Annotated in this window: 24 protein-coding genes; 15 read left to right on the top strand and 9 right to left on the bottom strand. The window is 61.1% G+C overall.

Going from position 1 to position 26,672, the window contains the following annotated elements; all coding sequences use genetic code 11:
* Positions 1–21: 21 nt before the first annotated feature.
* Positions 22–393, bottom strand: a complete 372-nt coding sequence (locus BBD46_RS02800; protein WP_071400243.1) for a lycopene cyclase domain-containing protein — start codon at positions 391–393, stop codon at positions 22–24.
* Positions 394–497: 104 nt separating this feature from the next.
* Between BBD46_RS02800 and BBD46_RS02795 the strand changes: the two genes are divergently transcribed.
* The 4 genes from BBD46_RS02795 to BBD46_RS02780 all read left to right on the top strand — a co-directional run bounded on the left by BBD46_RS02795 (position 498) and on the right by BBD46_RS02780 (position 5,000).
* Positions 498–1,655: a CBS domain-containing protein gene (locus tag BBD46_RS02795; protein ID WP_071400242.1), complete on the top strand. Its 1,158-nt coding sequence runs from the start codon at positions 498–500 to the stop codon at positions 1,653–1,655.
* A 167-nt stretch (positions 1,656–1,822) separates the two neighbouring features.
* Positions 1,823–3,031, top strand: coding sequence for a S8 family peptidase (locus BBD46_RS02790; protein WP_071400241.1), 1,209 nt, complete (start codon positions 1,823–1,825; stop codon positions 3,029–3,031).
* A 176-nt stretch (positions 3,032–3,207) separates the two neighbouring features.
* Positions 3,208–4,140 (top strand): ABC transporter ATP-binding protein, encoded by a 933-nt coding sequence (locus BBD46_RS02785; RefSeq protein WP_071400240.1) that lies wholly within the window; start codon positions 3,208–3,210, stop codon positions 4,138–4,140.
* Positions 4,137–5,000 carry an ABC transporter permease gene (locus BBD46_RS02780; protein ID WP_071400239.1) on the top strand — a complete coding sequence of 288 codons (864 nt, stop codon included), beginning with the start codon at positions 4,137–4,139 and terminating at the stop codon, positions 4,998–5,000. The genes BBD46_RS02785 and BBD46_RS02780 overlap by 4 nt, the downstream gene beginning before the upstream one ends.
* A gap of 26 nt (positions 5,001–5,026) precedes the next feature.
* On the opposite strand, the gene BBD46_RS02775 is transcribed toward BBD46_RS02780, so the two are convergent.
* Both BBD46_RS02775 and BBD46_RS02770 read right to left on the bottom strand, forming a co-directional pair.
* Positions 5,027–6,277, bottom strand: a complete 1,251-nt coding sequence (locus BBD46_RS02775) for a DUF418 domain-containing protein (protein ID WP_071400238.1) — start codon at positions 6,275–6,277, stop codon at positions 5,027–5,029.
* A 146-nt stretch (positions 6,278–6,423) separates the two neighbouring features.
* Positions 6,424–7,281, bottom strand: a complete 858-nt coding sequence (locus BBD46_RS02770; protein ID WP_071400237.1) for an AAA family ATPase — start codon at positions 7,279–7,281, stop codon at positions 6,424–6,426.
* Between the two features lie 116 nt (positions 7,282–7,397).
* On the opposite strand from BBD46_RS02770, the gene BBD46_RS02765 reads away from it, so the two are divergent.
* A complete protein-coding gene (locus BBD46_RS02765) occupies positions 7,398–8,240 on the top strand; it encodes a hypothetical protein (RefSeq protein WP_071400236.1) in 843 nt (280 codons plus the stop codon).
* A gap of 26 nt (positions 8,241–8,266) precedes the next feature.
* On the opposite strand, the gene BBD46_RS02760 is transcribed toward BBD46_RS02765, so the two are convergent.
* Positions 8,267–8,968 (bottom strand): phosphatase PAP2 family protein, encoded by a 702-nt coding sequence (locus tag BBD46_RS02760; protein ID WP_071400235.1) that lies wholly within the window; start codon positions 8,966–8,968, stop codon positions 8,267–8,269.
* A 161-nt stretch (positions 8,969–9,129) separates the two neighbouring features.
* The gene (locus BBD46_RS02755) at positions 9,130–10,383 is read right to left on the bottom strand and encodes an ArgE/DapE family deacylase (RefSeq protein WP_071400234.1); all 1,254 of its coding nucleotides are present in this window, start codon (positions 10,381–10,383) and stop codon (positions 9,130–9,132) included.
* Between the two features lie 309 nt (positions 10,384–10,692).
* On the opposite strand from BBD46_RS02755, the gene BBD46_RS02750 reads away from it, so the two are divergent.
* From BBD46_RS02750 to BBD46_RS02725, 6 genes are all read left to right on the top strand, one after another.
* The gene (locus BBD46_RS02750; protein WP_071400233.1) at positions 10,693–11,835 is read left to right on the top strand and encodes an ABC transporter substrate-binding protein; all 1,143 of its coding nucleotides are present in this window, start codon (positions 10,693–10,695) and stop codon (positions 11,833–11,835) included.
* A gap of 19 nt (positions 11,836–11,854) precedes the next feature.
* A complete protein-coding gene (locus BBD46_RS02745) occupies positions 11,855–12,958 on the top strand; it encodes an ABC transporter ATP-binding protein (protein WP_071400232.1) in 1,104 nt (367 codons plus the stop codon).
* 3 nt (positions 12,959–12,961) lie between these two features.
* A complete protein-coding gene (locus BBD46_RS02740; protein WP_253184488.1) occupies positions 12,962–13,903 on the top strand; it encodes an ABC transporter permease in 942 nt (313 codons plus the stop codon).
* Complete coding sequence (locus tag BBD46_RS02735) at positions 13,900–14,718, top strand: ABC transporter permease (RefSeq protein WP_071400231.1); 819 nt, start codon at positions 13,900–13,902, stop codon at positions 14,716–14,718. Before BBD46_RS02740 ends, BBD46_RS02735 begins: the two co-directional genes overlap by 4 nt.
* Positions 14,719–14,893: 175 nt before the next feature.
* A complete protein-coding gene (locus tag BBD46_RS02730; RefSeq protein WP_071400230.1) occupies positions 14,894–16,030 on the top strand; it encodes a class II histone deacetylase in 1,137 nt (378 codons plus the stop codon).
* Positions 16,031–16,163: 133 nt separating this feature from the next.
* The gene (locus BBD46_RS02725) at positions 16,164–17,015 is read left to right on the top strand and encodes a hypothetical protein (RefSeq protein WP_071400229.1); all 852 of its coding nucleotides are present in this window, start codon (positions 16,164–16,166) and stop codon (positions 17,013–17,015) included.
* A 68-nt stretch (positions 17,016–17,083) separates the two neighbouring features.
* Here the strand turns inward: BBD46_RS02725 and BBD46_RS02720 are convergent, their stop codons facing one another.
* Together BBD46_RS02720 and BBD46_RS02715 are read right to left on the bottom strand one after the other, a co-directional pair.
* The gene (locus BBD46_RS02720) at positions 17,084–17,590 is read right to left on the bottom strand and encodes a DNA-binding protein (protein WP_084777663.1); all 507 of its coding nucleotides are present in this window, start codon (positions 17,588–17,590) and stop codon (positions 17,084–17,086) included.
* Positions 17,583–18,275, bottom strand: coding sequence for a nucleotidyltransferase domain-containing protein (locus BBD46_RS02715; protein WP_071400227.1), 693 nt, complete (start codon positions 18,273–18,275; stop codon positions 17,583–17,585). Before BBD46_RS02715 ends, BBD46_RS02720 begins: the two co-directional genes overlap by 8 nt.
* A gap of 383 nt (positions 18,276–18,658) precedes the next feature.
* Here BBD46_RS02715 and BBD46_RS02710 point away from each other — a divergent pair, with 383 nt between their 5' ends.
* The 4 genes from BBD46_RS02710 to BBD46_RS02695 all read left to right on the top strand — a co-directional run bounded on the left by BBD46_RS02710 (position 18,659) and on the right by BBD46_RS02695 (position 25,519).
* On the top strand, positions 18,659–20,263 hold the full coding sequence (locus BBD46_RS02710; RefSeq protein WP_071400226.1) for a MarR family transcriptional regulator: 1,605 nt from the start codon (positions 18,659–18,661) through the stop codon (positions 20,261–20,263).
* A 238-nt stretch (positions 20,264–20,501) separates the two neighbouring features.
* On the top strand, positions 20,502–21,275 hold the full coding sequence (gene aglF / locus BBD46_RS02705; RefSeq protein WP_071400225.1) for a UTP--glucose-1-phosphate uridylyltransferase AglF: 774 nt from the start codon (positions 20,502–20,504) through the stop codon (positions 21,273–21,275).
* Between the two features lie 108 nt (positions 21,276–21,383).
* The gene (locus BBD46_RS02700; protein WP_071400224.1) at positions 21,384–23,846 is read left to right on the top strand and encodes an MFS transporter; all 2,463 of its coding nucleotides are present in this window, start codon (positions 21,384–21,386) and stop codon (positions 23,844–23,846) included.
* A 230-nt stretch (positions 23,847–24,076) separates the two neighbouring features.
* Positions 24,077–25,519, top strand: coding sequence for a sugar transferase (locus BBD46_RS02695; RefSeq protein WP_071400223.1), 1,443 nt, complete (start codon positions 24,077–24,079; stop codon positions 25,517–25,519).
* On the opposite strand, the gene BBD46_RS02690 is transcribed toward BBD46_RS02695, so the two are convergent.
* Positions 25,488–25,994 (bottom strand): metal-dependent hydrolase, encoded by a 507-nt coding sequence (locus BBD46_RS02690; protein WP_071400222.1) that lies wholly within the window; start codon positions 25,992–25,994, stop codon positions 25,488–25,490. The two genes, BBD46_RS02695 and BBD46_RS02690, sit on opposite strands and share 32 nt — an antisense overlap.
* Complete coding sequence (locus BBD46_RS02685) at positions 25,987–26,493, bottom strand: DNA-binding protein (RefSeq protein ID WP_071400221.1); 507 nt, start codon at positions 26,491–26,493, stop codon at positions 25,987–25,989. The genes BBD46_RS02690 and BBD46_RS02685 overlap by 8 nt, the downstream gene beginning before the upstream one ends.
* Positions 26,494–26,672 lie beyond the last annotated feature (179 nt).

Below are 26,672 nucleotides of genomic sequence, written 5' to 3'. Positions count from 1 at the left end.
ATAAGACAGCCCTGATCGGTCTCACCCGGTGATACCTGCGCTCGTTTCGTCTGTCTCCGTCGTGTTTGTTGCCTGTCCGTCGGCTGTAGCGCCACCATCACCGAAAATCGTCTCGTGAAAGCCGATCACCAGCCCGGGCACGACCGCCATGAACAGGTGCTCCTCGAGTGGGATGCCGGCGACATCGATCCCCGTTCGGAGCTTGATGTCGAAGACGCCGACGGCGAGGGTGTAGCGATCCCAGAGATACGCGATCGGGAACAGCGCAAGGATCGTTACCGCGGCTTTCCGGAGCGCATTGGCTCGGTAGAGCAAGGCGGCGGCGATGGCACCCCAGAACAGTTCGGTCGCGAGGTAGGTGTAGCGGCCGAGGACGCCAATATCTGGCACCATACTCGCCCGACATCGCGATAGGACAAAACGGTTGCTCGTGTCCCCACCCGGCCAAAACGTGCGGTATGTTCAAAACCCTTGACGCAGTACACCCATTCGCAAGGATGAATATCGCTGATATCGCCACCCAGGACTACATCGAGGTTGATGTCGGAACGCGAATGGGGAAAGTCCGTTCGACGTTCGAAGACGGCAACCCCAAGGGAATTATCGTCACGAACGACGGGGACTACGAGGGCGTCATCAGCGAGCGGGAGGTCCTCCAATCTCACGTCGAGGACGACGCCAAGGTCGCGGCACTGACGAAGCCAAGCCGGAACTCGCCGGCACCAAAAGTCGACCGCCAGGAGGACGTCCGCGAAACCGCACGTGTACTCATCGAGAGCAACTCCAAGGTCGCACCGGTGTTCGAGAACGACGAGCTCTGGGGCGTCATTACCGACGACGCGATTCTCGAGGCAGTACTCGAGAACCTCGACACGCTGACCGTCGAGGACATCTACACCTCCGACCCGGTGACCTTAGAGGAGGACGACGGCATCGGCAAGGCGATCAACCACCTCCGTGAGAACGGCATCTCCCGGATTCCGGTGTTGAACGACAGCGGCTACCTCACCGGTGTGGTGACGACCCACGACATCGCGGACTTCGTCATCCGGAAGAACCACACGATGACGACGGGCGACCGGGTTGGCGATTCGCAGCGCCTGCTCGACGTGCCGATTTACGACATCATGAACAGTCCGGTCGAGACGACCACGCTCGATGCCACCGCAAAGGAGGCCGTCGAGACGATGCTCGGACAGGACTTTGCGGGACTAATGGTCACGCCGGACGACGACGACCGGGTCGTCATCGGCGTCATCACCAAGACGGACGTCCTGCGCGCGCTCACGTTCACCGAGGAAGAGCGGATGGACGTTCAGATCACCAACATCTCCCTGCTCGACACGATTACTCGAGAAGGGATCGTCGAGAGCATCCAGGACGTCTCGGACAAGTACGCAGATATGCAGGTGGTCCACGCTCACGTCCGCTTCAAGGAGCACAAGGAGAAGCTCCGAGGGACGCCGCTCGTCCACTGCCAGATCCGGCTCCGAACGAACAAGGGCCAGGTCGCCGGCACGGGCGAGGGCTACGGCGCGGAGAACGCCTTCCGCGTCGCACTCGACAAACTCGAGCGCAACGTCCTCGAGGTCAAGGGCGTGACGAGCGACGAGGAGTACCGTGGGCAGTTGCTTCGGAAGCTGAACGAACTCTGAGGGCTGTGACGTCGCTTTTTCGGACTTTTTTCGCGTGCTGATGGTGAGTCGTGCAGAGTCGTGGCGCCCCGTCACCTATCGGGAACAAGTATAACTGTCCCTCACTTTCTCATTACCTGAACTCTCTGGATAGCTATAACCATAGCTGATGGCAAGTGTGGTGTGTTATGGCAGACAACACCACACGTCGAACGGTACTGGCTGGAACGGCAGCAGGGCTCGGACTGCTCACGGTCGGAACGGTAGCAGCGGACGAAGAACAGGTGCAGTACGTCGTCGCTGGTGGGAATCCACAGCAACTCGAGCGTGAGGGGTTCACGGTCGTCCACGAAATCACGAACGCGAACGTCTACCTCGTCCTTGGTTCCGAAGATGCAGATCCGACGAGCGTCAACGGTGTCAACGGCGCCTTCGAGGACTTCACGTACGAACTCGACGTTGCCGACGAGCCAACCGAGGCCCCAGCGGGTGAACTCGAGGACGAGCAGTGGGACAAAGATCTGATCAACGCGTCCGACGCACACGAGCACGCGACAGGAGACGGGACGCGGATCGGTATCATCGACACCGGTGTCTACGACGGCCACCCCGATCTGGGGAACGTCGACACCGACGCTAGTCGAACGTTCACCGATTGGGAGGAGTCGGCGCACACGGGCGACGTGCAGTACCACGGCACTCACGTGGCCGGCATTGCGGCTGCGACCGGGGCTGAAGGCGTGACCGGTGTCGCACCGGACGCAGAGATTGTCTCACTTCGCGTGTTTCCATCGGAAGGGCCTCTCCTCGCCAGTGTGGGTGACACCCTCCTCGCGCTTGACCACGCCGCAGCACAGGGCCTCGATGTCGTGAACATGAGCATCGGCAGCCCGCCACAGCCATCCGAGGAGAACCAGGAGGGGTATCGTATCGCTCGCCAGCGTGTCGTTCGAAGCGTCGCCCAGCGGGGCACGTCCGTCGTCGTGAGCGCGGGCAATGACAGTCAGAACCTCCAGCAGGGCGGCTGGATCAGTCTCTGGGGAAGTATCCCCCGTGCGTCGTCCATCAGCGCGACCACGGAAGCCGACGAACTCGCAGACTTTTCGAACTACGGCGCGAACGAAATCTCGGTTGGTGCGCCTGGAGAGGGGATCCTCTCTACGTTCGACCCGAACAACGAGGCGCTTCCCGGTGCCGAGTACGCGAGCGCGTCTGGGACCTCCATGTCCGCCCCACAGGTCGCCGGACTCGTCGGCCTCGTCCGCGAACTCGACCCGAACGCTAACGCAAATCAGGTCGAAAACGCGATCGAACGCGGTGCGACGGGCAACGGCCGCGGCGATCCTGAGACGGGTGCCGGCCGAATCGATGCACTCGAGACGGTCTCCGGTCTCTGATCTCGAGCGACTTCCGAACTCGTACTGGATCTCTTTCGAACTCGTATCGTGTTTTAATCACCAATTCTATCGTCGCCGACGCTAGCGCTCTCACGCCTTTCAGCCAGACAGAAACGGGCTGCTGGAATTGACAGCTAAACACAAAGTCTATTAGCGATGGCTGTGGCCTCTGCTGTATGGCCGCCATCGAACTGCGCGGCGTCACGAAACGCTACGAGCGACGCGGACTTCTTCGTAGCAATTCCGTGACCGCCCTCCACGACGTCGATCTGGCCGTCGAAGACGGTGAGATATTCGGCTTTCTCGGCCCCAATGGGGCCGGCAAGTCGACCGCGATCGACATCATGCTCGACTACGTCCAGCCGACCAGCGGTGCCGTCCGCGTGCTCGGTCACGACGTCCAGACCAACAGCGTCAACATCCGGGAACGGACCGGCGTCCTCCCCGACGGCTACGACGCCGTCGGCGAGCGCACCGGCCGCGAACACGTCGAACTCGCCATCGAAGCCAAAGGCACCACCGACAACCCCGAAGATCTCTTGGAGCGCGTCGACATGCTCGGCCCCGACAGCTACCCCGTCGAGCAGTACTCGAAGGGGATGGCCCAGCGACTCATGCTCGCGATGGCCCTCGTCGGCGAACCCGACCTGCTCGTCCTCGACGAACCCTCGACCGGCCTCGACCCCAACGGCGCACGCACCATGCGCCGCATCGTCCGCGAGGAGAACGACCGCGGCGCGACCGTCTTCTTCTCGAGTCACATCCTGGAGCAGGTCGAGGCCGTCTGCGACCGCGTCGGCATCCTCGACGGCGGCGAACTCGTCACCGTCGACAGCATCGACCGCCTGCGCGAAACCATCGGCGGGACTGCGCGGGTGACACTCGAGTGCTCGCAGGTGCCGAACGGAACACCCGACCGCATTGCTGCAATTGATGGCGTCGCCTCGGTGGAGACGAACGGGACGAAGATTCAGGTGGCTTGCGAGAATCGTGCGAAAGCACCGGTCATCGCAGCGTGTCACGATTCGTCGGCGACGGTGACGAACGTCTCGACGACGGATCCGTCGCTGGAGGATCTCTTCGCGACGGTGACCGGAGGTGGCGCATGAGTCAGCCAGGGAGTCTGCCGGGGTTTGCCGAGCGACTGTTGCTCTTCGCTCGTGAGGATATCCAGGATTCGGTTCGCGAGCGTCAAGCGCACGTCTTGATCGCCATCTTCGCGCTCGTCGGTGGTGGACTCGCCTACGCTGGCGGGCAGACGGCTCAGCGCTGGGCGAACCGAGAAGGAGAGTTCGTCGTCGAACTGATGCCGCAACTACTCGGTCCCCTTCTGTTCCTCGTGCCGCTGGTCGCGCTCGGCGTGGTCGCGCCGACGCTCGTCGAGAAGCGGTCGACGGGGGCGTTGACGGTGTTGCTCAGCCTGCCGTTCTCGCGATGGGTGGTCGTCCTGGGGACGCTCATCGGCCGAACGGCCGTCATTACGACGGCGGCGCTCACCACGTTCGCGGTCGCAATTCCGATCGCTGCCCTGTTCGGAGTCTCGATCGATCCTACCCGGGTGGCCGCGGGTGTCTTCGCGGTTGTCGTCCTCACGGTGACGTTTACTGCCATCGCAGTGTCGATCTCGACCGTGTCCCAAACGACGACGCGAGCGTCGTTTACCGCGATCTTCGTGTACTTCGTCTTCATGTCCCAGCTCTGGTCGATCGTCCCGATCTACGTCCTCTCGGGCTTCCAGATGCCGGAGACGACGCCCGCCTGGGGTGATGTGCTCAGCGCGTTGAACCCGATGGCTGCGTTCAGTAACCTGCTTGCGGCGATACCGGAACTGGCCGATATCGGCATCCACACAACTGCAGAGAATCCGGCGGTCTACGAACAGCCGGCCGTCGCACTCCTCATCCTGCTCGGGTGGATCGTGCTGCCGATCGTCGCGAGCTATCTTCGATTCCGGACGACTGACCTCTGATCGGCCAGGTCCGACCGGTTTCTGCACTACCCATCGCTTCGCTCCGCTGTGTCCGACCCAGCACGGGACTCCCGAAGCGGCGGTTTCGACTTGTACGTCAGCGCCCGCCAGAGCCACTCTATCGGCCCATACCGGAAGTACCGCAGCCACAGCACCGACAGCGGTACCTGTACCGCCCAGATGGCGACGACAATGGCGAGCAGTTCGACCCGCGTAACCGTGCCGAACAGACCGAGACCGTGCCCGTAGAAGATGGACGTGGCGAGCACCGTCTGCAGGATGTAGTTACTGAACGCGGTGCGACCGACGGCGGCGAACGATCGGGTCGCGAGGCCGTCGGGTCGCCACTGACAGTACCACATCACGAGCGCGAGGTAGGCAGCGGCGAGCGGGAGGCTGCCCCAGTAGTTGAACTGTCGCCAGAGGAGCGCACCCTCGACGCCCCAGTCGTGAGCGTGGATGTACGCGACGCCGGCCAAGACCACGGCGAGGCCGCTGACAGCGCCGACGGCCGCCAGCCGGGCGTAGAATCGTGCGGAGCGCTCGTTCGTCATCACGCCCCACTTGAACAGCGCCATCCCGAGGAGCATCACGCCGCCGACGCGCCAGGCGGTGTAGCCGACAAAGTCAGTCGTCTGGCGTCGGAACGACGTCGACGCACGGTGATCGAACTGTTCGATCCAGCCGCTTCTGTACGTCTCGATCTCAGCACGGAGGACCGACTCGGCTGGCCGCCACGTGTCCGCGACCACACTGGGGTCTGCCGTTAGCGCCGCCAGTATCTCGAGAAGCGACGGTACGGCGATGAGTCCGATACCGATGGCCGAGAGCGTTCGTGCGGGCAGATCACGGAGGACGAGGACGCCGAACGCGCAGGCCCCGTACGCGACGAGAATATCGCCGTACCACAGCAAGTAGGCGTGGGCGAGTCCGAACAGCACGAGCCAGCCGAAGCGACGCGCCGACAGCACGGTCGCAGCGTGCTCCGTCGATTTTGACCGCACACTCTGCGTGAACAGGATGATTCCGGCGCCAAACAACAGCGTGAACAGCGTGATGAACTTCTGTTGGGCGAAAACGTGCGTGCCGAACCAGGCCCAGTAGTTCCCACCCGTGAAATCGCCATGCACCGTTGGGTTCGACAGAGCTGCCTCCGGCATCGAAAACAGCCAGATGTTGACGAGCAAAATCCCGAGTAAGGCAACTCCGCGCAGCGCATCGAGGGCGACGATCCGTTCCGAGGGCGGCGTCGGTCCGTCCTCGGCGCGTTCACTCATCGGTCACTTCTTCTCGTCTCACAACAAAAGCGGTGCGTCTTCGCGTCGCGTGGTTCGCTCGTGGGACCGTTGGTTCCGTACTGCCCTGCCCCCGTCCCACTGTCTGTTCTGGTCTCGATCCCATCACTGCACAGACCACGACACCACTACCGCGACATCGACTCCGCCCCACCGTCGACGCCCGAATCCGTAATCTGGAACTGCGAACTCTCACCCACCGGCTTCGAGCGGTGCTTCTCGAGTGTCGCCCGGCGCTTGCCACCACGGAACCGGTCCAGTCGGAGCACGACGCCGGTCCAGTGCTCGAGGGTGTTGCCACCGAGGGCGCGCGTCCGGTCCGATTCCGGGTCCGAAAACACCTGATTCGTGAGGACGACCGCGAGGTCGTGCTTGCGCGCAAGCGAGAGCAGGTGTGTCACCTGCCGGGTGACGCTTCGCAGCGCCTCGCCGTCGCTCCCCTCACCAGTCCGCTCGAGGCGGTAGAAGCCGGTCGCACTGTCGAGGACGATCAGATCTGCACGTTCGGCGAACTCCTCGGCGTCGCGGACGGCCTCTGCCTGCTCTTCGAAGTCGAGTGCGTCCTCGATGACGATTCGCGAGGCGACGGTTTCGACATCCGGCGTGGACTCTGGGTCGCTCGAGTCTGGGTCGGACTCGAGTGTCTCGCGCTCAGATTCGGGTCCCGAGCCGTTCCCGTTCCCGGCCCCAGCCCCGCCGTCTCTCGCAACGGGGGGATCACTGTCGGTAGCAGTGGTAGTGTCGGCCCCAGCGTTGCCGACGCGTGCGCGGAGCAGCTGATCGAATCGGTCGACGGAGACCCCCTCGGTGTCGATATAGACGACGGTGCCGCCGTTAGCGGCCGTTTCGACGGCAGCCGAGAGCGCGAGATTCGTCTTGCCCGCGGCTGGCGGACCGTACAGTTGTGTCACGGTCCCGCGTTCGAAACCCCCACCGAGTAGCTCGTCGACCGGCCCACAACCGATCGGAAGTGCCGCGTCGTTCACGGCCGTAGTTGGGCCTGTTCGGGCAAAAAGGCCCCGAAAGCCGACCGTCGCGGGGTGCGTGGCTGGCCGACGGAGCCGTCGAACACGTTTATTCGCCCCCGCGGCGAAGACAGCGTGTGATCGTCGTCGCGACAGCGGATTTCGAAGTGTACCACGGCGTGGTCAACGAGCTCCGGGACCGTGGCACGGAGTTCACGACCGTCGAGCCGGACGCCGAGCTCCCGGAGCGGACGGCCGTCGTTATCACGGGCGCAGGCTCCGCCGACGAGTTCGAGGGCCGCCAGACCATCGTCGCCGATCCCGAGGATCCTCGGCGTGCGGTCGACCAGGCGCTGACTGCGGTGCGAGGCGCTGGCGGTCGAACCATCGTCGGCGTCGACCCAGGCCGGAAACCGGGTATCGCCGTCCTCGCCGGCCAGATGGTCGTCGCTGCGTTTCAGGTCCCGCTCACCGACGCCGTCGATGTCATCCAGCGCGAGGTGAGCGACGCGCCCGACCCGGTCGTCCGGATCGGTGACGGCGCACGCCTCCAGGGTTCGAAACTCGTCAACGAACTCGAGGGGGTCCAGGTCGAACTCGTCGACGAAACAGGGACGACGCCGTACCTCGGCACCGGCGGCCGCGGCATGGAGGACGTGCTGGCTGCGGTGAACATCGCCCGACTCGAGGGCGAGGTGGTCGACGCACGGGACATCGAGCCGACAGCAGGAGAACTGCAGGTAATCAAGGATCGGTCGCGCGAACAGAGTCGGACGAATCGGGCGATCGACGAGGTGCTCGCACGCCGGGTTGCGGCGGGTGAGCTAACGATCGAGGAGGCGCTGGCCGAGCACCGGAGAGATGGTTCTGCTGCAGATCGTACAGATGGGGACATCGGTGCGGATGGCGTGTCCGGAACCGACGAGAGTGGTTCTTCGTCAGTTTCGGAGGACGGTACTCGAGAAGACGAGTACGAGTAGACGAGTAGCAGGCCACTTCGTGTTCGTCACTCCGTAATCGAGGTCCAGAGCTCTTGTACACGTGGCTGGGTCGTTGCCCACCACGCCCCAGCGCCGCCGACACAGCCCGCGAAGGCGAGCCAGCCGTCCGTCTCGCCGCCGGTGATGAGGAGCGCGATTGTGCCGAGACCGATTGCACCGGCGAACATGGGCGCAGGCTGTTCGTTGGTGAGCCGTGCGGCGAGGTAGAGATAGCCAAGTCCGAACGCGACCGAAGCCAACACGTCGACGAGGAAGTGGACGCCGAGTGCGAGCCGCGAGAAGGCGACGAGCCCGACGATGCTGGCAGCAGCCACTGTTCGTCGCCGGGCCGTCGACTGCAGGCTCCAGATTGCGAGCGCTCCCCAGAGGACCGTCGCGGCCATCGTGTGACCACTCGGGAAGCCGTTGCTCTCGCGTGGGACCGCCTGAAGCGACTCCGGCGGTCGGGGGGAGCCAAACGCCGTTTTGAGCACCAGCGTCAGCGCGAGGCCACCGAGGACGACTGCCAGGACGAACGCGGTTCGATCCGGGAGCAGTCTGTCGGTGTCGCTGCTTGCAGCCTGGGAGGCCCCCGAAATCGCGAACAGACCGAGTACACCAACGACGACGAACTCGTCGCCGAGCAGTGCCGTCACCTCGAAGATCGGGACGGTCCACTCCGGGAGGGTGTTTCGGAGGAGTTCGGTGACGCCAAGGTTCCGACTCATGGGTGGCGGATGGGTACTCGAACTGCCTGCATCTCGTCTCGCTGGTAGCGCTGGACCATCGTCGTGCGAGTCGATACGAGCGCCGCGACGTTAATTCTTCGAACTGTTGGTCTGATTCGTGGCTGATTCGTGGCTGATTCGTGGCTGGTTGCGTCGTATTGTTAGGCGTGTTCTCCCCCGAAGAGAGCCGCAAGCGTGTCGACAAGGACATCCTTGCTCTGTTCGACAGCATCCCAGTGAACGCACTCGTTCGGGAAGTGTGCATTGTCAATTGAGGCGGGCCCAAAGAGAACAGTCGGTATCCCTGCGGCCTGATAGTGTCTTGAATCCGCTCCGTACGTTGCGCCTTTCGGTGTGGTATCTGCGAGCCCGTTCTGTTCCATCCCCGCTTGCAAGTGTTGGACGATGGGCTCATCGTGGGAAACAGACGCCGGTTCGAACTGGACTGAAAACCGTTCGAGCGATGGCGGATGTGCTTCAAGCCAGTCGTCACCGTCAACCACAGTGTCGATCCGATCACGTACGATCGATTCCACCTCCGAAACCGTTTCACCGGGTGCAACACCGACTCGGATCTCAGCGGTGAGCGTCGCCGGAACCGAAGAGGCCCACGACCCGGCCTGGACGGTTCCAACTGAGATCGGCCACGGTGTCTCAAACTGCTCGTAGAGCGGGTGTGTAACGGCGAGTGACCGTTCTGTCTCCAGTTCTCGGAGCGCCGTTCGAATTCGCTCGAAGTGCGGCAGTACTGATTCCCCACGCCACCGTGTCGCCGCATGGGCAGATTTCCCCTCGAGTTCCAGGCGAAGCATCACCGAGCCCTCGACTGCTGTGACCAGTTCTAGCTCTGTTGGTTCAGCGACGATTGCTGCATCTCGCTCGAACGGATACGGGTTCGATAGTGCGGCCATTGCTGCACCGATCCCACCCTCCTCTTCGCCAACGACACTTTCGACGACGAGACGCCCATTCAGTTCCTCTTCGGCCGTGTTCCGCTCAACAAGTTCCTTTGCAGCGAAGAGACAGGCACTCAGGCCAGATTTCATGTCTGCAGCGCCACGCGCAATCAGCTTCTGGCCATCCCACGTTGGTGTGAACGGGTCAGTGTCCCACTGGTCTTTCTCGGCGGGGACGACATCTACGTGGCCGTTGAGAACGATTGTTTGGCCTTCATCAGGATTCCCCAATTCAACGACGCCGGCCACAGATGGCCGTTCTGCGGTCTCTATTGTAGCCGGGTCTGATGGAAACGATGGATGGCTCGCAAGGAGGTCCGGATCTGCTGTCCACTCGTGGGTCTCAAATCCAAATGCATCTAGCTGGCTACGAATCCACTGCTGGGCTGGTAGTTCGTTGCCGGACTCTGTACGGAACGATAGGAGTTCTTCGGTGAAAGATTTGAAATTACTCTCCATACTTTGTCTACTATTCTATGAGTGAGTGGTTATCAGTTCTGTTATAATCTCCCCGTCACTACCCATTTCGATCTCTCTCGGTGGAATCTCTCACTAATCTTGTCTCTCTTGCCTGCCAGTAACAGCAGCCACACTGTCTGCCTGTAGTGTTCTTCCGATCGAATGGACTGGTGGCGTCAAATAAGGTGGTGTTTAGTTATGTGAATAATTGTTGGATTCCATTCCATTATGGGTGGTCTGTTGAGATTAAACTTGATTATTATTGCCACCCTCCGGTGGGTTTATGAACCTTGGGTTAGATCCAAAAGTATGGCATATGATGGCAATCACGCAAGCCGACGGTCTGTCCTTGGGGCTGCCGGTGGTGTGGGTGCAGCAGCCCTCGCTGGGTGTCTTGGAGGCGGGGACGATATCGAACACGTTCGCCCAATCGAGATCGAGTCGTTCCCCGTCGAAGAGTACGAGTCCGAAGTAAACGTCTGGAACTGGTATACGGACTGGGTTGATTGGCACACCGATGAGTTTCAGGAGAGCTACGAGGGAATCGATCGGGTCTATTCACAGGCGTACTCCGGGCCCAGCGAGTGGTACTCTCGGCTAGAGGCTGGTAACGACGAGATTGACAACATCTGTGCGACAAACGAGTGGGTCGTCCGAGCCATGGACAACGACTACTTGGAGCCACTCCCTGTCGAGCAGATGGAAGCCTGGGACGTCCTCGATCCGCTCGCAAGAGAAGACGCAGAGGAATACTACAGCAGAGATGGAGAGGTGTACGCGATTCCTGAGTCGATCGTTATGCAGCCGTCGCTGACGTACAATACCGAGTATTTCAACAGCCCGCCGGATTCGTGGGGTGTGCTATGGGACGAGGACCTCGCCGGAATGATGTTCATGGAGGACTGGCCGGAGGTGTCCTGTCGTATTGCAGCACTGTACACTGGCCAGGATCCAAACGACCCGGACGACTTCGAGGAGATCGAAGAGGTGCTCATGCAACAGCGTGACCTCAACGTCACGTACTGGAACGAGTTCTCGTCTGCGATGGAGATGTTCATCGACGAAGAGGTCGTCGTCGGCCCGCTGCGTGATGGTCGGACGTGGATGGCACAGTTCCTCAACGACGCACCGATCGACTACGCGGTCCCAGAGGAGGGAATGATGTACACGTACGACAACTTCGTCATTCCAACCGGTGCGCCAAACCCTCGTGCAAGCGCTGCATGGATCGAACACGGCGGCCAGATCTCCTCTCGTGTCCAGTTGTTCGCAGAGATGGGGTACGTGCCACCGATCGAGAACCTCGAGGACGAACTTACGCAGGTCGTCTCCGAAGAGGAAGCAGCGTTTGCTGACTGGCTCGACCCTGACGAACTGATCTTTGTTGAACCGCTCGACGAAGAGACGCTCGACCGGTACGACGAAATCTGGACGACTGTCGTCGCTGGCTAACTACTACGCTTTTGCACTCATGTCCGTTTTACAAGTCGAAAACGTTCGGAAAGAATACGATGATGTATTGGCTGTCGAGGATGCTTCGTTTGCGGTCGAAGACGGGGAGTTCGTCTCCATTCTGGGTCCGAGCGGCTCAGGGAAGTCGACGATGTTACGAATGGTTGCCGGATTCGAATCCCCGACGAGTGGAGACATTCGGATCAACGGTGAGAACGTCGTTGGCGTGCCGTCGTTCGAACGAGACACCAACATGGTGTTCCAGAATCTGGCGTTGTTCCCCCACCTGACAGTTGCAGAAAACATCGCGTTCGGTCTCAAACGCCGCGGTGTTGGCCGCGAAGAGCGAGAAAAGCGAATCGAAGATATCCTCGAAGTCGTCGAACTCAGCGGCTACGGTGACAGAGACATCGATCAGATGAGTGGTGGCGAGCAACAACGAATTGCCCTTGCACGGGCGATCGTCAACGAACCCTCTATTATCCTGCTCGATGAGCCGCTTGCCTCGCTCGACCGAAAGCTTCGCCAGCACATGAAGTTCGAACTGCAGCGGATCCAGGAGGAGACCGGCATCACCTTCCTCTATGTCACGCACGATCAGGAGGTTGCGATGTCGATCTCCGATCGGATGGTGATCCTGAACGAGGGCAGTATCGAGCAGAAGGGCTCGGTTCAGGACATCTACGACCGGCCTGAGACACGGTTCGTTGCCCAGTTCATGGGCGATCTCAACGCCGTCACGGGAACAGCCGTCGATCAGAGTGAGAATACGATCGAGGTTGAAATCGACGAGACGGCCGTCACAGTCCCGTACGACGACACGAGTGCCGTTTCTGACGGCGATACGATCGATATTGGTGTCAGGCCATCACATGCTGATCTCGTTCCTCCCAGCAACGGCGGTATCATGTCTGGAACAGTGACGAACCATATCTACGCCGGAGACGAGATGGTGTATACTGTCGATATCGGCCAGGAAGTGTTCCAGGTTGAAACGGAGACAGACAGCTTCGAAATCGGAGATACTGTTGCACTCACCTGGGATGCCGAACAGACGTTCTTGTTCAACGGTGGACAGAACGTCTCTGTTCGAGATGAGCACGCCGTCCAACTCGAGGGATAGATCGTGTCGACAACGACTCCCGACTCAGAATCGACTGCCAGCGGTGTCCGGCAGCGAAGCCGGCAGTACCTCAGCCGGATTCTCGATGCGTTCCGAGACCGTCCACGTGCACGCCTTCTCGTTCTGGTTGGCCTTCCAGCGGTTGTGCTGCTGTTGTTCTTCATCCTGCCGCTGCTGTACATGGTCTGGCTATCGTTCCACGACGGTATGCCACCCGCATCGCTGACACTCGAGAACTACCTGAACGTCGTGACGACGGATCTCTACTTGCGGGTCGTCTGGCGAACGACGGTGCTAACGGTCCAGACGACGGCACTCGTCGTTGTCCTCGGGTACACGCTTGCCTATAGTATGGCCCGCTTCTCGAAGCGGACGACACTACTGTTGTTGCTGGTCATCCTCCCCTTCTGGACGAATTACATCGTCCGGATGTACGCACTGATCAACATCTTCAGCCGGGATGGCCTGCTCGACTGGATGCAGCTCGTCACCGGGCTTGCACAGGAACCAAGCGGGATCATGTACACCCACACAGCGGTGTTGCTCGGCCTGACGTACGTCTGGCTTCCGCTCGCGACGCTGCCGTTCTACGCGTCGCTGACCAACATGGACGATAACCTGATCGAGGCAGCGAAGGATCTCGGTGCGGGACCGATAGAGACGTTCTTCACGGTGACGCTCCCCATGACGAAAAACGGCGTTATCGGCGGGATCATTCTCGTCGCAATCCCCACGTTCGGTGCGTTCGTCACCCCGACGTTGCTCGGGGGGACTGACCAACTGATGATCGGAATGGTGATCGAGAACCAGTTCACCGAAGCGTTCAACTGGCCGTTCGGCTCGGCGCTGAGCGTTATCGTCTCCGCGTTCGTCGTGTTGATGCTACTCATCGCCGTGAAATTCGGTGCTGGCGACGTCGTCACCCGACGGAGTGATACCCAATGATTCCGAATACAATCGAGCGGTTCGTTGACCGACGTGGTCGTACAATCGGCCTCGGTCTCATGTGGGTGGTCATTGCGTTGCTCTGGATCCCGATCGGCATTGTCACGCTGATGTCGTTCGCGGCCGACCGCGCGCTTGCGTTCCCACCGGACGAACTCACGCTTCACTGGTACCGCGAGTTCCTACAAAACGACGCCGCGATCGATGCGGTCTTTACGTCGTTGCAGGTGAGCGTCATCGCGACGCTGATCACCGTCGTCCTCGCGACCATCCTCTCGTACGCGATTGCGAAGTACGAGTTCCCCGGGAAGGGGATGATCCAGCTGGTCGTAACACTTCCCATCATCGTCCCGCTGGTCGTCGTCGGTGTGGCGATGGTGTTGTTCTTCGGCGTCATCAACGTCGGCACCGGCTTCTGGAGCGTCGTTATCGCACACGTCGTGCGGACGATTCCGTTCGCCGCACTGATCATCATTCCGACGATGCTCCGGTTCGACGAGACCCTCGAGGAAGCCGCGAAGGACCTCGGGGCGGACGAACTCGACGTGTTCGTCAACGTTCGACTTCCCAATATCCTGCCCGGCATCGTGGCAGGCGGGTTGCTTGCGTTTACGATCTCGTTCAACGAGTTCGTCTACACCTACTTCGTTCGGGATACACGAACGGAGACGCTGCCAATCTACCTGTGGAACCAGATCCGGTTCGAAGCGTCCCCGGAAGTGAACGTGATCAGTGTCGTCTTCCTGCTCGTTGCGATCGGAATGATTCTGCTGGCACTGGCGATTACGAACGTTCAGCGCATTACGATGCGCTGAGCACCGACGTTTTCCGTTTCCGTTTTGTACCCCTTCCTCAGCAGAGATTCTGTGGCATGTGAACCACCACTCACTACACACCCAGATCTTTGAATAGCAGTCAACGACCCAACCAGATCTGGGACTGACCGGTATTATCATAGTGGTTGCTATTCTCACTCGTACTATACTCTCTATGAGCAACGATACGTCGCTGTCAGTCTACTGGCACCCGCGAACGTTCGATCACGCCCCACCGGATGGTGCCTTCAAACTCCCGTCGATGCCGTTTCTCGCGTCCGACGAACCGCATCCGGACCAGCCTGAACGGGCCAAGAACATCAGGAAGATCATCGCCTCCACGTTTGGGGATGGAGTGTTCACGACCGCGGACCCTGCACCGGAGAACGCGATCGAGCGCGTCCACGATCCGGAGTATGTCTCCTGGCTCAAGGCGTTCGCCGATGACGGCGGCGGGTATATCGACGGCACCACCACCGCCATGAATGATGCCACGTTCGAAGCAGCACAGCATGCCGCCGGTGCAGCCCTCGCCGCAACGGACGACGCGCTTGCTGAGGACTCCCAGTCGGTCCCGTACGCGCTCGCCAGACCCAGCGGCCACCACGCCCAGAGCGACCGCGCCGACGGCTTTTGTTTCCTGAACCACGCTGCGATCGCAGCCCAGCACGCACTCGATACTGACTCGGGCGTCGACCGGGTCGCAATCGTCGACTGGGACGTCCACCACGGCAACGGGACGCAGGAAATCTTCGAGGACCGCGACGACGTGCTCTTTCTGAGCGTTCACAACGACCACGGGGCCTGGGATCCGACGTACCATCCACAGACCGGCGGCCTCGAGGAGGTCGGCGTCGGCGACGGCGAGGGGTACACGGTCAACGCACCGGTTCCGCCAGGGACCGGCGACGAGGGCTACGAGCGCGTGTTCGACCGCCTCGTCGACCCCATCGTGACCGACTACGACCCGGACCTGCTTATCTACAGTGCCGGGCAAGACCCCGGCCCATCCGATCCCCTCGGCCGAAACCTCGTCTCGCGTGATGGCTTCCGGATGCTCGGCTCGCGCGCCGCGAAACTCGCCTCGACGGTGACTGACGGCCAGTATCTCATTCTCCAGGAGGGCGGCTACCAGATCAGCCACCTGGCGTTTGCGACGCTGGGGGTACTCGAGGGCGCGACCGGCGAGACACACGACCTGCCCGAGTACGGTGAGGGTGATCCCTACGCGTGGCTCGACGAGAACACGGAGCCGCTCGTCGATGCACTCGAGAAGATCCGTGAGGCACACGGGGAGTACTGGCCAGTCTGAGACGCGGCGGCTTGACGACGATTCTGCGAACGTGACAGGCTTCCCTGCCGTTTATCGTTCCGGCAGCAGTAACGTCGGGTGATTCTGGACTGTCCATTCGGCGGTCGTCTGTGCTGTCCGGGTGGATACAGCAATGAAGGTATCGCGTGACATGGCTCCCGCACTGACTCACTTTCTCGCCGGCGCGACGCTCGTCCTCTTCGCAGCGGGACCACTTGCGCTTCGTGGCTATCTCACGCGCCGCCACCTCTGGCTGGTCGTCCTCGGCGGGCTCTGGGGGCTGTTCCCGGACGTTCACTACGTGACTCCCGTGTTCCAGTCCGAACTGACGGCCATGCACGACTCGCGCTGGGCGGACCTCTTTGCGTTCCACTACACGCTCGACCAGCCGCCGTTCGACACGCGCGAGCTCCTGAGCATCGCCGCCTCGGTCGTGACCTTCGTCTGTGCTGTTGCCGTATTCACCGCTGCAACCGCTGTCGGCGACCGTGATAGCCGCGGGCGACCGCCGCGGTACGGCCTGCTGGCGCGAACGCTCGTCTTCGGCTACGCCGCCGGGATTGCGGGCCTCCTCGGCGCGCTCGTCGTTGGTGGGACCCTCGTCTGGACGGGGCGACTCGAGTTGGTCGCCGAACTGGTGGGCCGTGAGAGTACGGCCGCGGGCTGGCTGGTGCTCATCGGTGGGTGTGTGGTGGCGAGTGCCGGGTTCGCGAGCGGCGTCTCGGTGCTCAACAGGCGCTGGTACGTGCTGCGGCCGGGGCCGTCGCTGGTGCTTGGCGTCTGGTATGGGCTCGGTGTCTGGCTCGTGGTTGTCGCGTTCGCGGTCCCGATCTGGATGCGTGTTGTACTGGACCTCTCCCGGCCGGTGCCGTATCTGCACGTGTTCGGGCTGGTCGTCCTGGGTGGCTTCGGCGCGGTGGTCGGGTTTGCCTTTCCGCTCGTCTGGCGATTCATTGGGCCACCGGTTGCGGGTCTGCGGTCCTAAAAGTGGATGTCGGAGCAGTGATCGATCAGAAACGGGTGAAGCTACTGTTTAATGTCTCCTCAATATAGTCACTGATCACAGTTACAGACGCCGCCCTCACGAATCTGGTCGGTAACGTGTTGATGAATTGTACGGGCTAATCGATGCATCGTTTCGGCTTGCCGTTTCGTTGGATGGCGGCCGCCGTAGTAGCTGTCCGTCCGGTTATTCCCATACAGGTTTTTGAGCTCATGTGTCAGCTCCCGTGTAAAGAGGCCGAACCGCGCCGCTTGATCATAACACCGATCGTGTGAATCGGTCTGGAAGTCGCGCAGTTCATCGCTGCCTTCCACGATGGCAAACGCCTCCAATGACCGTTCGATGATGCCGAAGCACAGTTCGACGACAGCGGTATAGTACTCGCCACTTTCTATTTCCTTGACAACAGCGAGGAGACGACAGCCTTTGGTGAGTTGTGTTTTCCAGTCAGCGTCCGTGTCGATTTCCGGTTCCCGCGTCGGAATGCCGTAACCTTCCTCGTTGAACGCATCAATGGCTGCGTTGAGTGCCTCCCTAACAACGTTCGGGTCACTCATCGCCATCACCGTGCAGAATCATATTCCGGACAGTTATGAACTCGTCAGTTCGGTGGACAGCGATACCGTCACGAAGGACTTCTCGAAGTTCGCTCGCATAGTTCGGAATGGCTTGCAGACCCTCGACATCGATCTCGAACGCGTAGCGGTTCGCATCGAACGAATCCGATTCGAGCGATTGTCTGACACGGTTCGCCCGTCGCTGGTTGCCCATCCTGTTCTCACGCACTAACACCCAGAGGTCGATGTCGCTGCGGCGATCTGCCTCCCCGCGGGCGACGCTTCCGTAGAGGACGACGGCTAGAACATCATCGAGTTCGTCCAACAACTCCTCCGTTGCCGCCTTCACCGGAGCGTGGAACTCTGACTGTGGAATAGTAAGATAGGGTTCGTCTGGCTGCGTCAACCGGTCGCGGTTGATCTGTACGAGCCGCCGGGTCCCATCACGTTCCTCGACGACGAGGTTGTTGTCAGAGAGGATGTCGACCGTTTTTGTAATCGTTGGCCGCGTGTAATCGACTGTCTCTGCGATGTCCGTTATGGAGAACGATTCGTCGTGATGCCTTGATAAAAAGAGAAGGATATCGTCAGTGGCCTCGCTTCTGAATAATCCACCGCTTTGCGGTGGTATATCGACTTCTATCCGTGTCCTGTCAGTTGATGTACTGTTCGGGTACGTTTTCATTGTAAAGGAATGCTTTCTACGACGACTTAGGTTTTATTGTAATACAGGCGTATCAGCCATTTGAAAACCTTGTCGCTAAATCGTCACCAATATTGGCATTTATATTATTGTACGAGGTGAGAGGCCGCTGGTTGCTGCCCGACTGTCACGTTGCCAGTTTATTCGACACTCGTTCGGACCGTCTTGCACTGACGCTGTGAACAAAGCATCATACTACCCACAGCAGCTTGACTGTCAGAATACGCTGTATATGTCTTTTATTTGAGAAAGTTATAACGGGTCGGTCGATGTCAGATGCGTTAACTGACATCGGTCCACTGGTGAGAATGAGCAACTCGACATCATCACCGAGAGCTACCCGGGCGCACAGCAGTCACAATCGGATGCCCCGTGCCATCCTCCACAAGAAGGTCCTCGACGTTGCCGCCTCCCGACCGGACGCCTCGCTGGAGGAACTCGCCGACGAGGTCAGCGGTGCAACCGTTTCGATCGTCGAGCAGGTACTCGAGGAGTACGGTGATCCGGGCGAGACGACAGCCGAGAGTACTGCGAGCACGAGCAGTGGCGCTACCGGGAACGAAGAGGGTGACGAGGACAGGTCGGCGTCACAGGGAGCGACAGAGGCAGACGGAGAGGATGGGGACGAGCGTGAGGGTGAGGATGAGGAAGTGGGTGTGAGCAACGAGGGAGATGTAGCCGCGGGCACAGAGGAGGAAGCGAGCGCAGACGAAGACGAGAACCAGCACATTGCAGATCCACCCACCGACCGAGATTCTAACGACGATGCGGGGGAGACGCCTGTTTCTATGAATGACGCACCAACAGCCGACGCATCAACGACCTCGGACACAGCCGACGATTCGACGATGACCACCGACAACTCGACGGACTCGACACCCGACGCACCGACCGATCCGACAGCACTGACGCCACGCCAGCGCGAGACGCTCCAGGAGATCGCCGCCCGGCCCGACGCAACGCAGGCCGCACTCGCCGAGACGCTCGGCGTCACCAGCGCGACGATCAGCCAGCGGGTGAACTCGATCGACGGCTTCGAGTGGTCGCGCCGACGCGAGTTCGTCTCGAACCTGTTCGACGACGAGAACGGTGCAGTCGAGACGGCTCGCGATCGGGAGGGTGCTGGCGAGTCCGACTCCAGCGCTGCAGATGATGTGGATGGCGAGGGGGTACTCGAGTCCGAGCAGAAATCGGCGGTGACTGGGAACGGGAACGAAAACGGGAACGGAAACGGGAACAGGAATGGAGCCGAGACAGAAAGCGAGACCGAGAGTGGGACGGAGCCTGTGGACAGCGACGCTGCTGGCTCTGGGTCGGCGGCTGTCGGGTCGACTGGCGATGGGACCGGACAGCGAGTAGTTACGTCTACATCCGAGTCTGAGCCTGAGCCAGAGCCTGAGTCTGATGCTGGGGCTGGGGATGGGGATGGGGATGAGAGCGAACACAGCGAGAAAGAATCCACCGGAAACACGTCCGAATCGCGTCGGTTCGACCGCCAGGAGACACAGACACGGGCTGACGAACCGGAGGAGACGACCGACTCCGTTGCAGGTTCCGAGTCGGAGGAGGAAGTGAGACTGGAACCCGGCATAGATTCCACAGAGTCGGGCACAGACGCGGGTGCAGGCACCGTCGACACCACCAGCACCAACACAGAAACTACCGTCACTAGCACTGCCAACCCAGAGACCAACGCCACCACCACTACCAACCCAGAGACCAACGCCACTATCGACACCCACACCCTCGCCACTGACATCGCCGCACTCGCCGAGCAACTCGAGTCACTCGAGTCCACCGTCCGTTCTGCGTCGTCCGACCGCCAGGGCTGTCTCGCTGATCCCGAGTTCGCACACAAAGTTCTCCGCGCTTGCTTCGACGCCGATCACATCACCGAGGAAGACGAGGTGCGACTGCTGGGAGAGATTGCCGGTGAGGGTGGGAACTCGAGTTCGGGGTCCGCGGAGTAGCGATCGTAGTCAGTCTAGTACTAGTCTGGAGACGCTAGTACTAGGACTCTCGTTTCAGTACCGTCACCGTCGAGTCGAGGGTGGTGTCGCACTTTCAGAGGGGAAATCCGTCGCCAAGTGTGACTGTTCACTGGTCGTCCTAGTGTCGGCTGCACATCCGAGTGCACGCGGCAATTTGGCGGGCATCCAGCATGGACAGGTGGTGGCTATTTATCCCGGTTCGAAGTGGGCAGTGTCTATGCAAGCGGTCGTTCTCGCAGCCGGAAAGGGGACTCGCCTCCAGCCGCTCACCGACGACAAGCCGAAGGCGCTCGTCGAAGTCGACGGGCGGCCGATCATCGAGGACGTCTTCGACAACCTCATCGCGATCGGTGCGACGGAGTTGCTCGTCGTCGTCGGCCACCTGAAAGAGCAGTTGATCAACCGCTACAACGACGAGTACCGCGGCGTGCCGATCACCTACGCCCACCAGCGCGAGCAGTTGGGTCTCGCCCACGCCATCCTCCAGGTCGAGTCGCTCGTCGAGGACGAGTTCATGCTGATGCTCGGCGATAACGTCTTCCGGTCGAACCTCGGCGACGTGGTGACCCGCCAGCAAGAAGATCGCGCAGATGCGGCGTTCCTGGTCGAGCAGGTGCCCTACGAGGAAGCCTCGCGCTACGGCGTGCTCGATACGAACGAGTACGGCGAAATCGTCGAGGTCGTCGAAAAGCCCGACGACCCGCCGTCGAATCTCGTGATGACCGGGTTCTACACGTTCACGCCCGCGATCTTTCATGCGTGTCGGCTCGTTCAGCCGAGCGACCGCGGCGAGTACGAACTCTCGGACGCGATCGATCTGTTGATCCAGTCCGGGCGAACGATCGACGCGATCCGGATGGAGGGCTGGCGCGTCGACGTCGGCTATCCCGAGGACCGAGATCAGGCGACGGCGTTCCTGCAGGGGGAAGCGGTCCCACCAGCGGAGGTCCCCGGGTCGTCGGTTGGTGCGCCGGAACTCGAGACTGACTGAGCCGACCGAGGACTGTTTTCACTGCCACTCGTTGAACGGGTACGGGTACGGGTACAGGTACGTGTTTTCTCACAGTCTTTATCCGCTCCCACGCAAACGTAGTGGCTAATGGCCGACGCCGACGACCCGGCTCCCCACGCAGTTGCCGACGCAGCAGCGTCGTTCGTCGAGGAGTACGACGACGGAGCAGCGACACTCGAGACCGTCCTCGCTGTCGACGACGATCACGAGACGTGGGCGTTTGCGGATCTGCCGCTGGACTCCGGGACGTTCGGCGAACTCGTTTCCCGCGGGATCGTCGTCAAGGACGACGACGAGTACCGCGTCTCGAGCCGTGAGGGCGTACAAGCGGGACTGAGCGGCGAGGAACTCGCTGATGAGGACGAGTCCACATCGGTCTCGCGTGATCTCAGCGAGATCGTGACCGTCGACTGGCGGGCGGCCGGCGCACTCGCGGGCGCACTCGTCTTCCTGTTCGTGATGCGGCTGGTGAACTACGGCTCGGTGTTTCGCGACGAGTACGTCGTCTCGCCGGGGAACGATCCGTACTACTACCGCTACTGGATGAACGAGTTCCTCGCTGAGTCGGATGGCGTGACCGACTGGGGCGTGGTGACGTCGATGCCCGACGGCGCAGGCGGGATACGGCCGCTCACCCACGCCTCGAACTGGTTTTTCGCGGAACTGCTCGGCGGCGATCAGTGGGCGGCTGATATGGTCGCTGCCTGGCTGCCTGTGGTTTCGACGCTGGCGCTGGGTGTCGTCATCTACTGGCTGGCTGTCGTCGTGGCGGACGACGTTCGGGTCGGCGTCGCGTCCGTCGTGTTGCTTGCGCTGACGCCCGTCCACGCGGTCTACTCGGGCGTGGGCTTTCTCGAGCACCGGCTCTACCAGTACTTCTGGCTCGGCGTGACGCTGCTGGGGCTCGCGTGGCTGGCGATGGACCTCCGACGGCGGCGGACGGCCGCACCGACGACACGCGAAGCGGTGCTCGGCCACTGTCGGTCGCCGTGGGCCTGGCTCGCCGCCGTCACGTTCGGCGTGGCGCTCGCACTCTCGGCACACGCCTGGGGTGGTTCGATTCTGATGTACATCCCGGCAGCCGGCTACGTCGGCACGAAGGCTGCACTCGACGCTCGCGAGGACGTGTCGCCGGTGCTCGCGAACGGACCGCTGATCGGCGGGCTCGTCGTGAGTGCTCTTCTCGCCGCGTTCTTACACCTCCGCTGGGGCTGGCACGAGTCGTTCATCGCCGTCGTTCCGGCGCTCGTCGTGGCCGGTGCACTCGGCGTCGTTGTGGTTGGTGAGGGATGGCGACGAGTCGACCACGCGGTTCCGGTTAGCGTGTTCGTCGGGCTCCAGGTGCTGCTCACCGGTGTGGCTCTCGCAGCGTTCCGATCGCTCTGGTCCGCTGAGTGGGCTCGATTACGGGAGCGAGCCGACGACGTCTTCTCCCGCGAACACCACGGTGCGACAGAGCTCCGGTCGCTGTTCGCGACGGAGAATTCGATCATCCTCGAACCGCTCGCTCAGCTCGGCGCGACGTTCTACCTCGCAATTATCGTCCTCGGGTGGGCGATCTGGGTCGTCAGTCGCCGATACGAGCCGGCGTGGCTGTTGCTGTCCGTCTACACGCTGTTCTGGCTCGCCCTGGCCGTGTTCCAGGTTCGATTCGCCGCACAGCTCGCCATCCCGATGGCCGTTCTGGGCGGTCTCGCTCTCGTCTACCTCCTCGCGTGGGTCGACCTCGCTCGGCTGCCGCGTCCGTTCAGAGAAGGCGATGTGGCGGATCGTGGCGGCTCACCCAGCGCCCGGCAGACTGCAGCCGACGGCGGCGATCAGGAGCCGAGCATTATCGTTTCCCGCGATTGGCGAAAGCTCGCGACGCTCGCCTGGATCGCCCTGCTCGTCTGTGGCATGAGTCTGTTCTTCGTCCCATCGCTGAGCGCCCAGACTGCCCACGGAGACGCCGAAGTTGCGGCGACGGTCGCGATCGAGGAGCACGCACTCGAAACCGACCGTGAGTATCCCGACAACTTCGTTCTGAGCCTGTGGGGCGATAACCGGATGCACAACTACTTCGTGAACGGAGAGGCTCGTAACTACGGGTACGCTGCGAACAACTTCGACGAGTTCCGGACCGCAAGTGATCCGGACGACTGGTACGATCAGTTCGAGGACCGAGTTGGCTACGTCGTCATGCCGGGGACATCCGAGATGCCGGCTGAGACGGCACAGACACAACTCCACGAGAACCACGGCGCTGGCGGGAACGAGACCGACGGACTGGCACACTACCAGGCCATCTACCTCGATGAGGAGGCCTCCGCCTTCGCCGTCGTCCCCGGCGCGACGATTACCGGCTCTGGCGAGGCCGGCGAGGAGCTATCACTCGAGACGGAGGTCAGCGTCTCGGACGAGACGTTCACGTACGAACGGACGGTGACGGTCGACGAAGACGACTCGTTTGCCGTGACGGTGCCGTACCCCGGCGAGTACACCATCGGCGACAGTGACCTCGAGGTCTCGATGGACGACGTGGAAAACGGCGAGTCAGTCTCGATGTCGTAGTGTCTGGATGTGCGGTCTGGTCTGTTGCTGTCTTTCCTCGGAGTTGAGTTGCTCGATAGCCTTTAGTGGGTTACCTATCAGGTGTGTGTCTTTGGCTGGGATAGTACGAAATACCGGAATCACTGTTATAACAGACGTCTCCTCCGTAGTGAGTCTCTATCTTTCCGGCACATATGTTCACAAGATATCATGAAATCTATTATACGATCCGTGGGTGTGGGATGGAGTGAATGTTGACTGGCTGGCAGTACCGCCTGGCGAGTGTCGCTGGTGTCGTTGCCCTCACGACAATCGCACTTGCGGTTGCGAACCATCCGACGATGCAGTTGCTCTTCACGACCCACATACCGGTGTTCAACCGGCTTGAGGTAATAGTGCTCTCTGGTGGGGCGTTCTCCTGGGCGTTACTACTGACAGTACTCGCAGTTATTGGCTGTCTGCTCCCACTGTACAAGCCCAGGCCCCGCCGTGTGCTAGATACGATTTTTCTCACCCAGAAACGCGTACTCGTTGCCGGCTTTGCACTCGCATCACTGGGCTACTTCAACTGGTCGTACCGACTCCCGCGAGCGACACTCGTCATGACAATCGGACTGCTCACGGCTGTGCTCCCGCTCTGGTTCGTCTGGATCCGTCGCCGTCCGACTCGCGATCCCGACCGACTGTTACTCGTCGGTGACGACCTCGAGCAGATGAACGGGATTTCGGCGTCGATTTCGATGCCGATCCTCGGTTATCTCTGTCCGTCAGTGCTTTCGCTCCACCGTGATGGGGAACCCGCTGCGGACGGCGGACTCGCCCTTCAGCAGAGTGGGGAGACCGCGTCAGCCGATGCTCCATTTAATCACCTCGGTGGTCTCGAACGTATCGGCGGACTCTCACGCCTCGAAACGGTGTTGCTAGAGTACGATATCGATACTGTCGTCCTGGCGTTCCGGCACGCCGACCGTGCCGAGTTCTTTGGTGCGCTTGATGCCTGTCACGACCACGGCGTGGACGTCCGTGTTCATCGCAAGTATGCCGACCGCGTGCTGGCGACGGATGGGACCATTGGCCAACTCGTCGAGGTCGAAATCGAGCCGTGGGACCCGATGGATCACCTCTTCAAGCGCGTTTTTGACGTGGTCTTCGCACTTGCCGGACTGTTTCTGGCTATCCCGTTGATCGCGGCGATCTCGCTCGCGATCAAACTCGATAGTCCGGGACCAGTACTGTACAGTCAAGATCGTACGGCTGGTTTCGGAGAGACGTTTCCCGTCTATAAGTTCCGAACCATGGTTCCCGAAGGAGAGTCTGCCGTGCCCTCATCTGATACAGAGAACGACCGGATTACGCGCGTCGGGCGTTTCTTACGGAAAACGCATCTCGACGAATTACCACAGTTGTGGTCGATTCTGCGCGGCGATATGAGCGTCGTCGGACCGCGTGCCGCCTGGACCGAAGAGGAGGTCTTGTTAGAGGAAGATGCTCCCGCCTGGCGCAAGCGCTGGTTCGTCAAGCCGGGGCTGACCGGGTTGGCGCAGGTCAACGGTGCAAAGAGTACCGATCCTCAGACGAAACTGCGATACGATCTCGAGTACATCCGCCGCCAGTCGTTCTGGTTGGATCTGAAGCTCGTGATCCGCCAGTGCTGGGGCGTGGTCAGGGATCTGTGGGTGACTGTGTGGCGGTGAGTCGGTAGTCGACGAGGAAGACTGTTATTGCGAGGAGTCCGGTGACGAGGAGGACGCCCTGGTCCGCAGAGACGTACAGATTTGGCGTCGGATGACGGTACCACGTGAACGGGTAGAGCCAGGCACCGGCTTCGGCGTCCGCGTAGGCTTTGAGGCCGTCCGTGAGGAGGTGTGAGAGTGCGCCTGCGAGGAGGACGCCGAAGGCGCGTCTGTGGGCTTCCGTGAGGACCAGCGCGCCGATACCGGAGAGGAGGATGACTCCTCCAAGCGTGTGGAGTGCGTCGATCCCGAAGGGGACGCCCAGAGTCGTCTCGATGGTGGCGTCATCGACGAACATGCCGATCCGGTTGAGGTCCGGGAGGAGGGCCCCGATCATCCCGATCGCAACCCAGCGTTTCGTGAGCCACTCGAGTCGCCAGCTCGCGACGGTGAACAGCGCGTACGCGATGAGGACGTGTGAGAGGAGTTCAGTCATCCTGTGTTTCCTCTTTGTTTGGTCGTGGTTCGAAGCCGAACTTGGTGAGGGTGAGTTTCCAATAGCGGAAGAAGTAGGCAATTGCGAGGAGGACGCCGACGATTGAGGTGAGGAGTTTGTACTGCTCGGCTGTGTCGTCCTCGTTGACGACAACCAGTTCGTCGGCCGCCATCGTGCGGTCGGACTCGAGTACACCGTAGACCTGGACCAGTCCGCCGGGGTCGACCCGGTCGGTGGCGTCGTGGTGGGTGATCTCGAGTTCGGCCGCGACCTCGTCAGCCGAGTCGGTGACGTGAATCGTCATCGTGTCCTCGGAGATGGACTGTACCTCGCCGAAGACGAGCTGGTGGTCGCCGGTGAACTCGCCGTAGTCCTCCTGGAGCTGGTCACCGGAGGGGTGGGGCCAGTTCTCGTCGTAGGTGGCTCCGTAGTGGATGCCGAGGCCCAGTAGAGTGAGGAGTAAGACGAGGGTGATACCGAGTCGAACTGCGAAGCGCATTCGTCTTCGTACTCTCGGATCCGTTACTTGGAGGTTGTGTTCGAGCCTGCACGAGTACCGCCGTCTCGACTTCGATGACCGTCTCGACGGAGATTGGCTGACTATTTCAGTGGTAGAACGGTAACTATTAAGATATACTACTACAAATTCTAACAAAATGAGTCGCTGGACTGGTACCC

Origin of the sequence: Natrialba sp. SSL1, from assembly GCF_001861355.1 — an archaeon.
Taxonomy (GTDB): Archaea; Halobacteriota; Halobacteria; order Halobacteriales; family Natrialbaceae; genus Natrialba.
Note: the sequence above shows the minus strand (reverse complement) of the source record. Positions and strands in the feature narration are given on the sequence as shown.

Coding starts and splice junctions, on each gene's coding strand:
- BBD46_RS02790 (WP_071400241.1), top strand. CDS start 1,823: ATGGCAGACAACACCACACGTCGAACGGTACTGGCTGGAACGGCAGCA.
- BBD46_RS02750 (WP_071400233.1), top strand. CDS start 10,693: ATGGCATATGATGGCAATCACGCAAGCCGACGGTCTGTCCTTGGGGCT.
- BBD46_RS02760 (WP_071400235.1), bottom strand. CDS start 8,968: ATGAGTCGGAACCTTGGCGTCACCGAACTCCTCCGAAACACCCTCCCG.
- BBD46_RS02685 (WP_071400221.1), bottom strand. CDS start 26,493: ATGCGCTTCGCAGTTCGACTCGGTATCACCCTCGTCTTACTCCTCACT.
- BBD46_RS02715 (WP_071400227.1), bottom strand. CDS start 18,275: ATGAAAACGTACCCGAACAGTACATCAACTGACAGGACACGGATAGAA.
- BBD46_RS02775 (WP_071400238.1), bottom strand. CDS start 6,277: ATGAGTGAACGCGCCGAGGACGGACCGACGCCGCCCTCGGAACGGATC.
- BBD46_RS02700 (WP_071400224.1), top strand. CDS start 21,384: ATGGCCGACGCCGACGACCCGGCTCCCCACGCAGTTGCCGACGCAGCA.
- BBD46_RS02730 (WP_071400230.1), top strand. CDS start 14,894: ATGAGCAACGATACGTCGCTGTCAGTCTACTGGCACCCGCGAACGTTC.
- BBD46_RS02785 (WP_071400240.1), top strand. CDS start 3,208: ATGGCCGCCATCGAACTGCGCGGCGTCACGAAACGCTACGAGCGACGC.
- BBD46_RS02710 (WP_071400226.1), top strand. CDS start 18,659: ATGCCCCGTGCCATCCTCCACAAGAAGGTCCTCGACGTTGCCGCCTCC.
- BBD46_RS02725 (WP_071400229.1), top strand. CDS start 16,164: ATGAAGGTATCGCGTGACATGGCTCCCGCACTGACTCACTTTCTCGCC.
- BBD46_RS02695 (WP_071400223.1), top strand. CDS start 24,077: ATGTTGACTGGCTGGCAGTACCGCCTGGCGAGTGTCGCTGGTGTCGTT.
- BBD46_RS02720 (WP_084777663.1), bottom strand. CDS start 17,590: ATGAGTGACCCGAACGTTGTTAGGGAGGCACTCAACGCAGCCATTGAT.
- BBD46_RS02780 (WP_071400239.1), top strand. CDS start 4,137: ATGAGTCAGCCAGGGAGTCTGCCGGGGTTTGCCGAGCGACTGTTGCTC.
- aglF (WP_071400225.1), top strand. CDS start 20,502: ATGCAAGCGGTCGTTCTCGCAGCCGGAAAGGGGACTCGCCTCCAGCCG.
- BBD46_RS02795 (WP_071400242.1), top strand. CDS start 498: ATGAATATCGCTGATATCGCCACCCAGGACTACATCGAGGTTGATGTC.
- BBD46_RS02690 (WP_071400222.1), bottom strand. CDS start 25,994: ATGACTGAACTCCTCTCACACGTCCTCATCGCGTACGCGCTGTTCACC.
- BBD46_RS02800 (WP_071400243.1), bottom strand. CDS start 393: ATGGTGCCAGATATTGGCGTCCTCGGCCGCTACACCTACCTCGCGACC.
- BBD46_RS02735 (WP_071400231.1), top strand. CDS start 13,900: ATGATTCCGAATACAATCGAGCGGTTCGTTGACCGACGTGGTCGTACA.
- BBD46_RS02755 (WP_071400234.1), bottom strand. CDS start 10,383: ATGGAGAGTAATTTCAAATCTTTCACCGAAGAACTCCTATCGTTCCGT.
- BBD46_RS02745 (WP_071400232.1), top strand. CDS start 11,855: ATGTCCGTTTTACAAGTCGAAAACGTTCGGAAAGAATACGATGATGTA.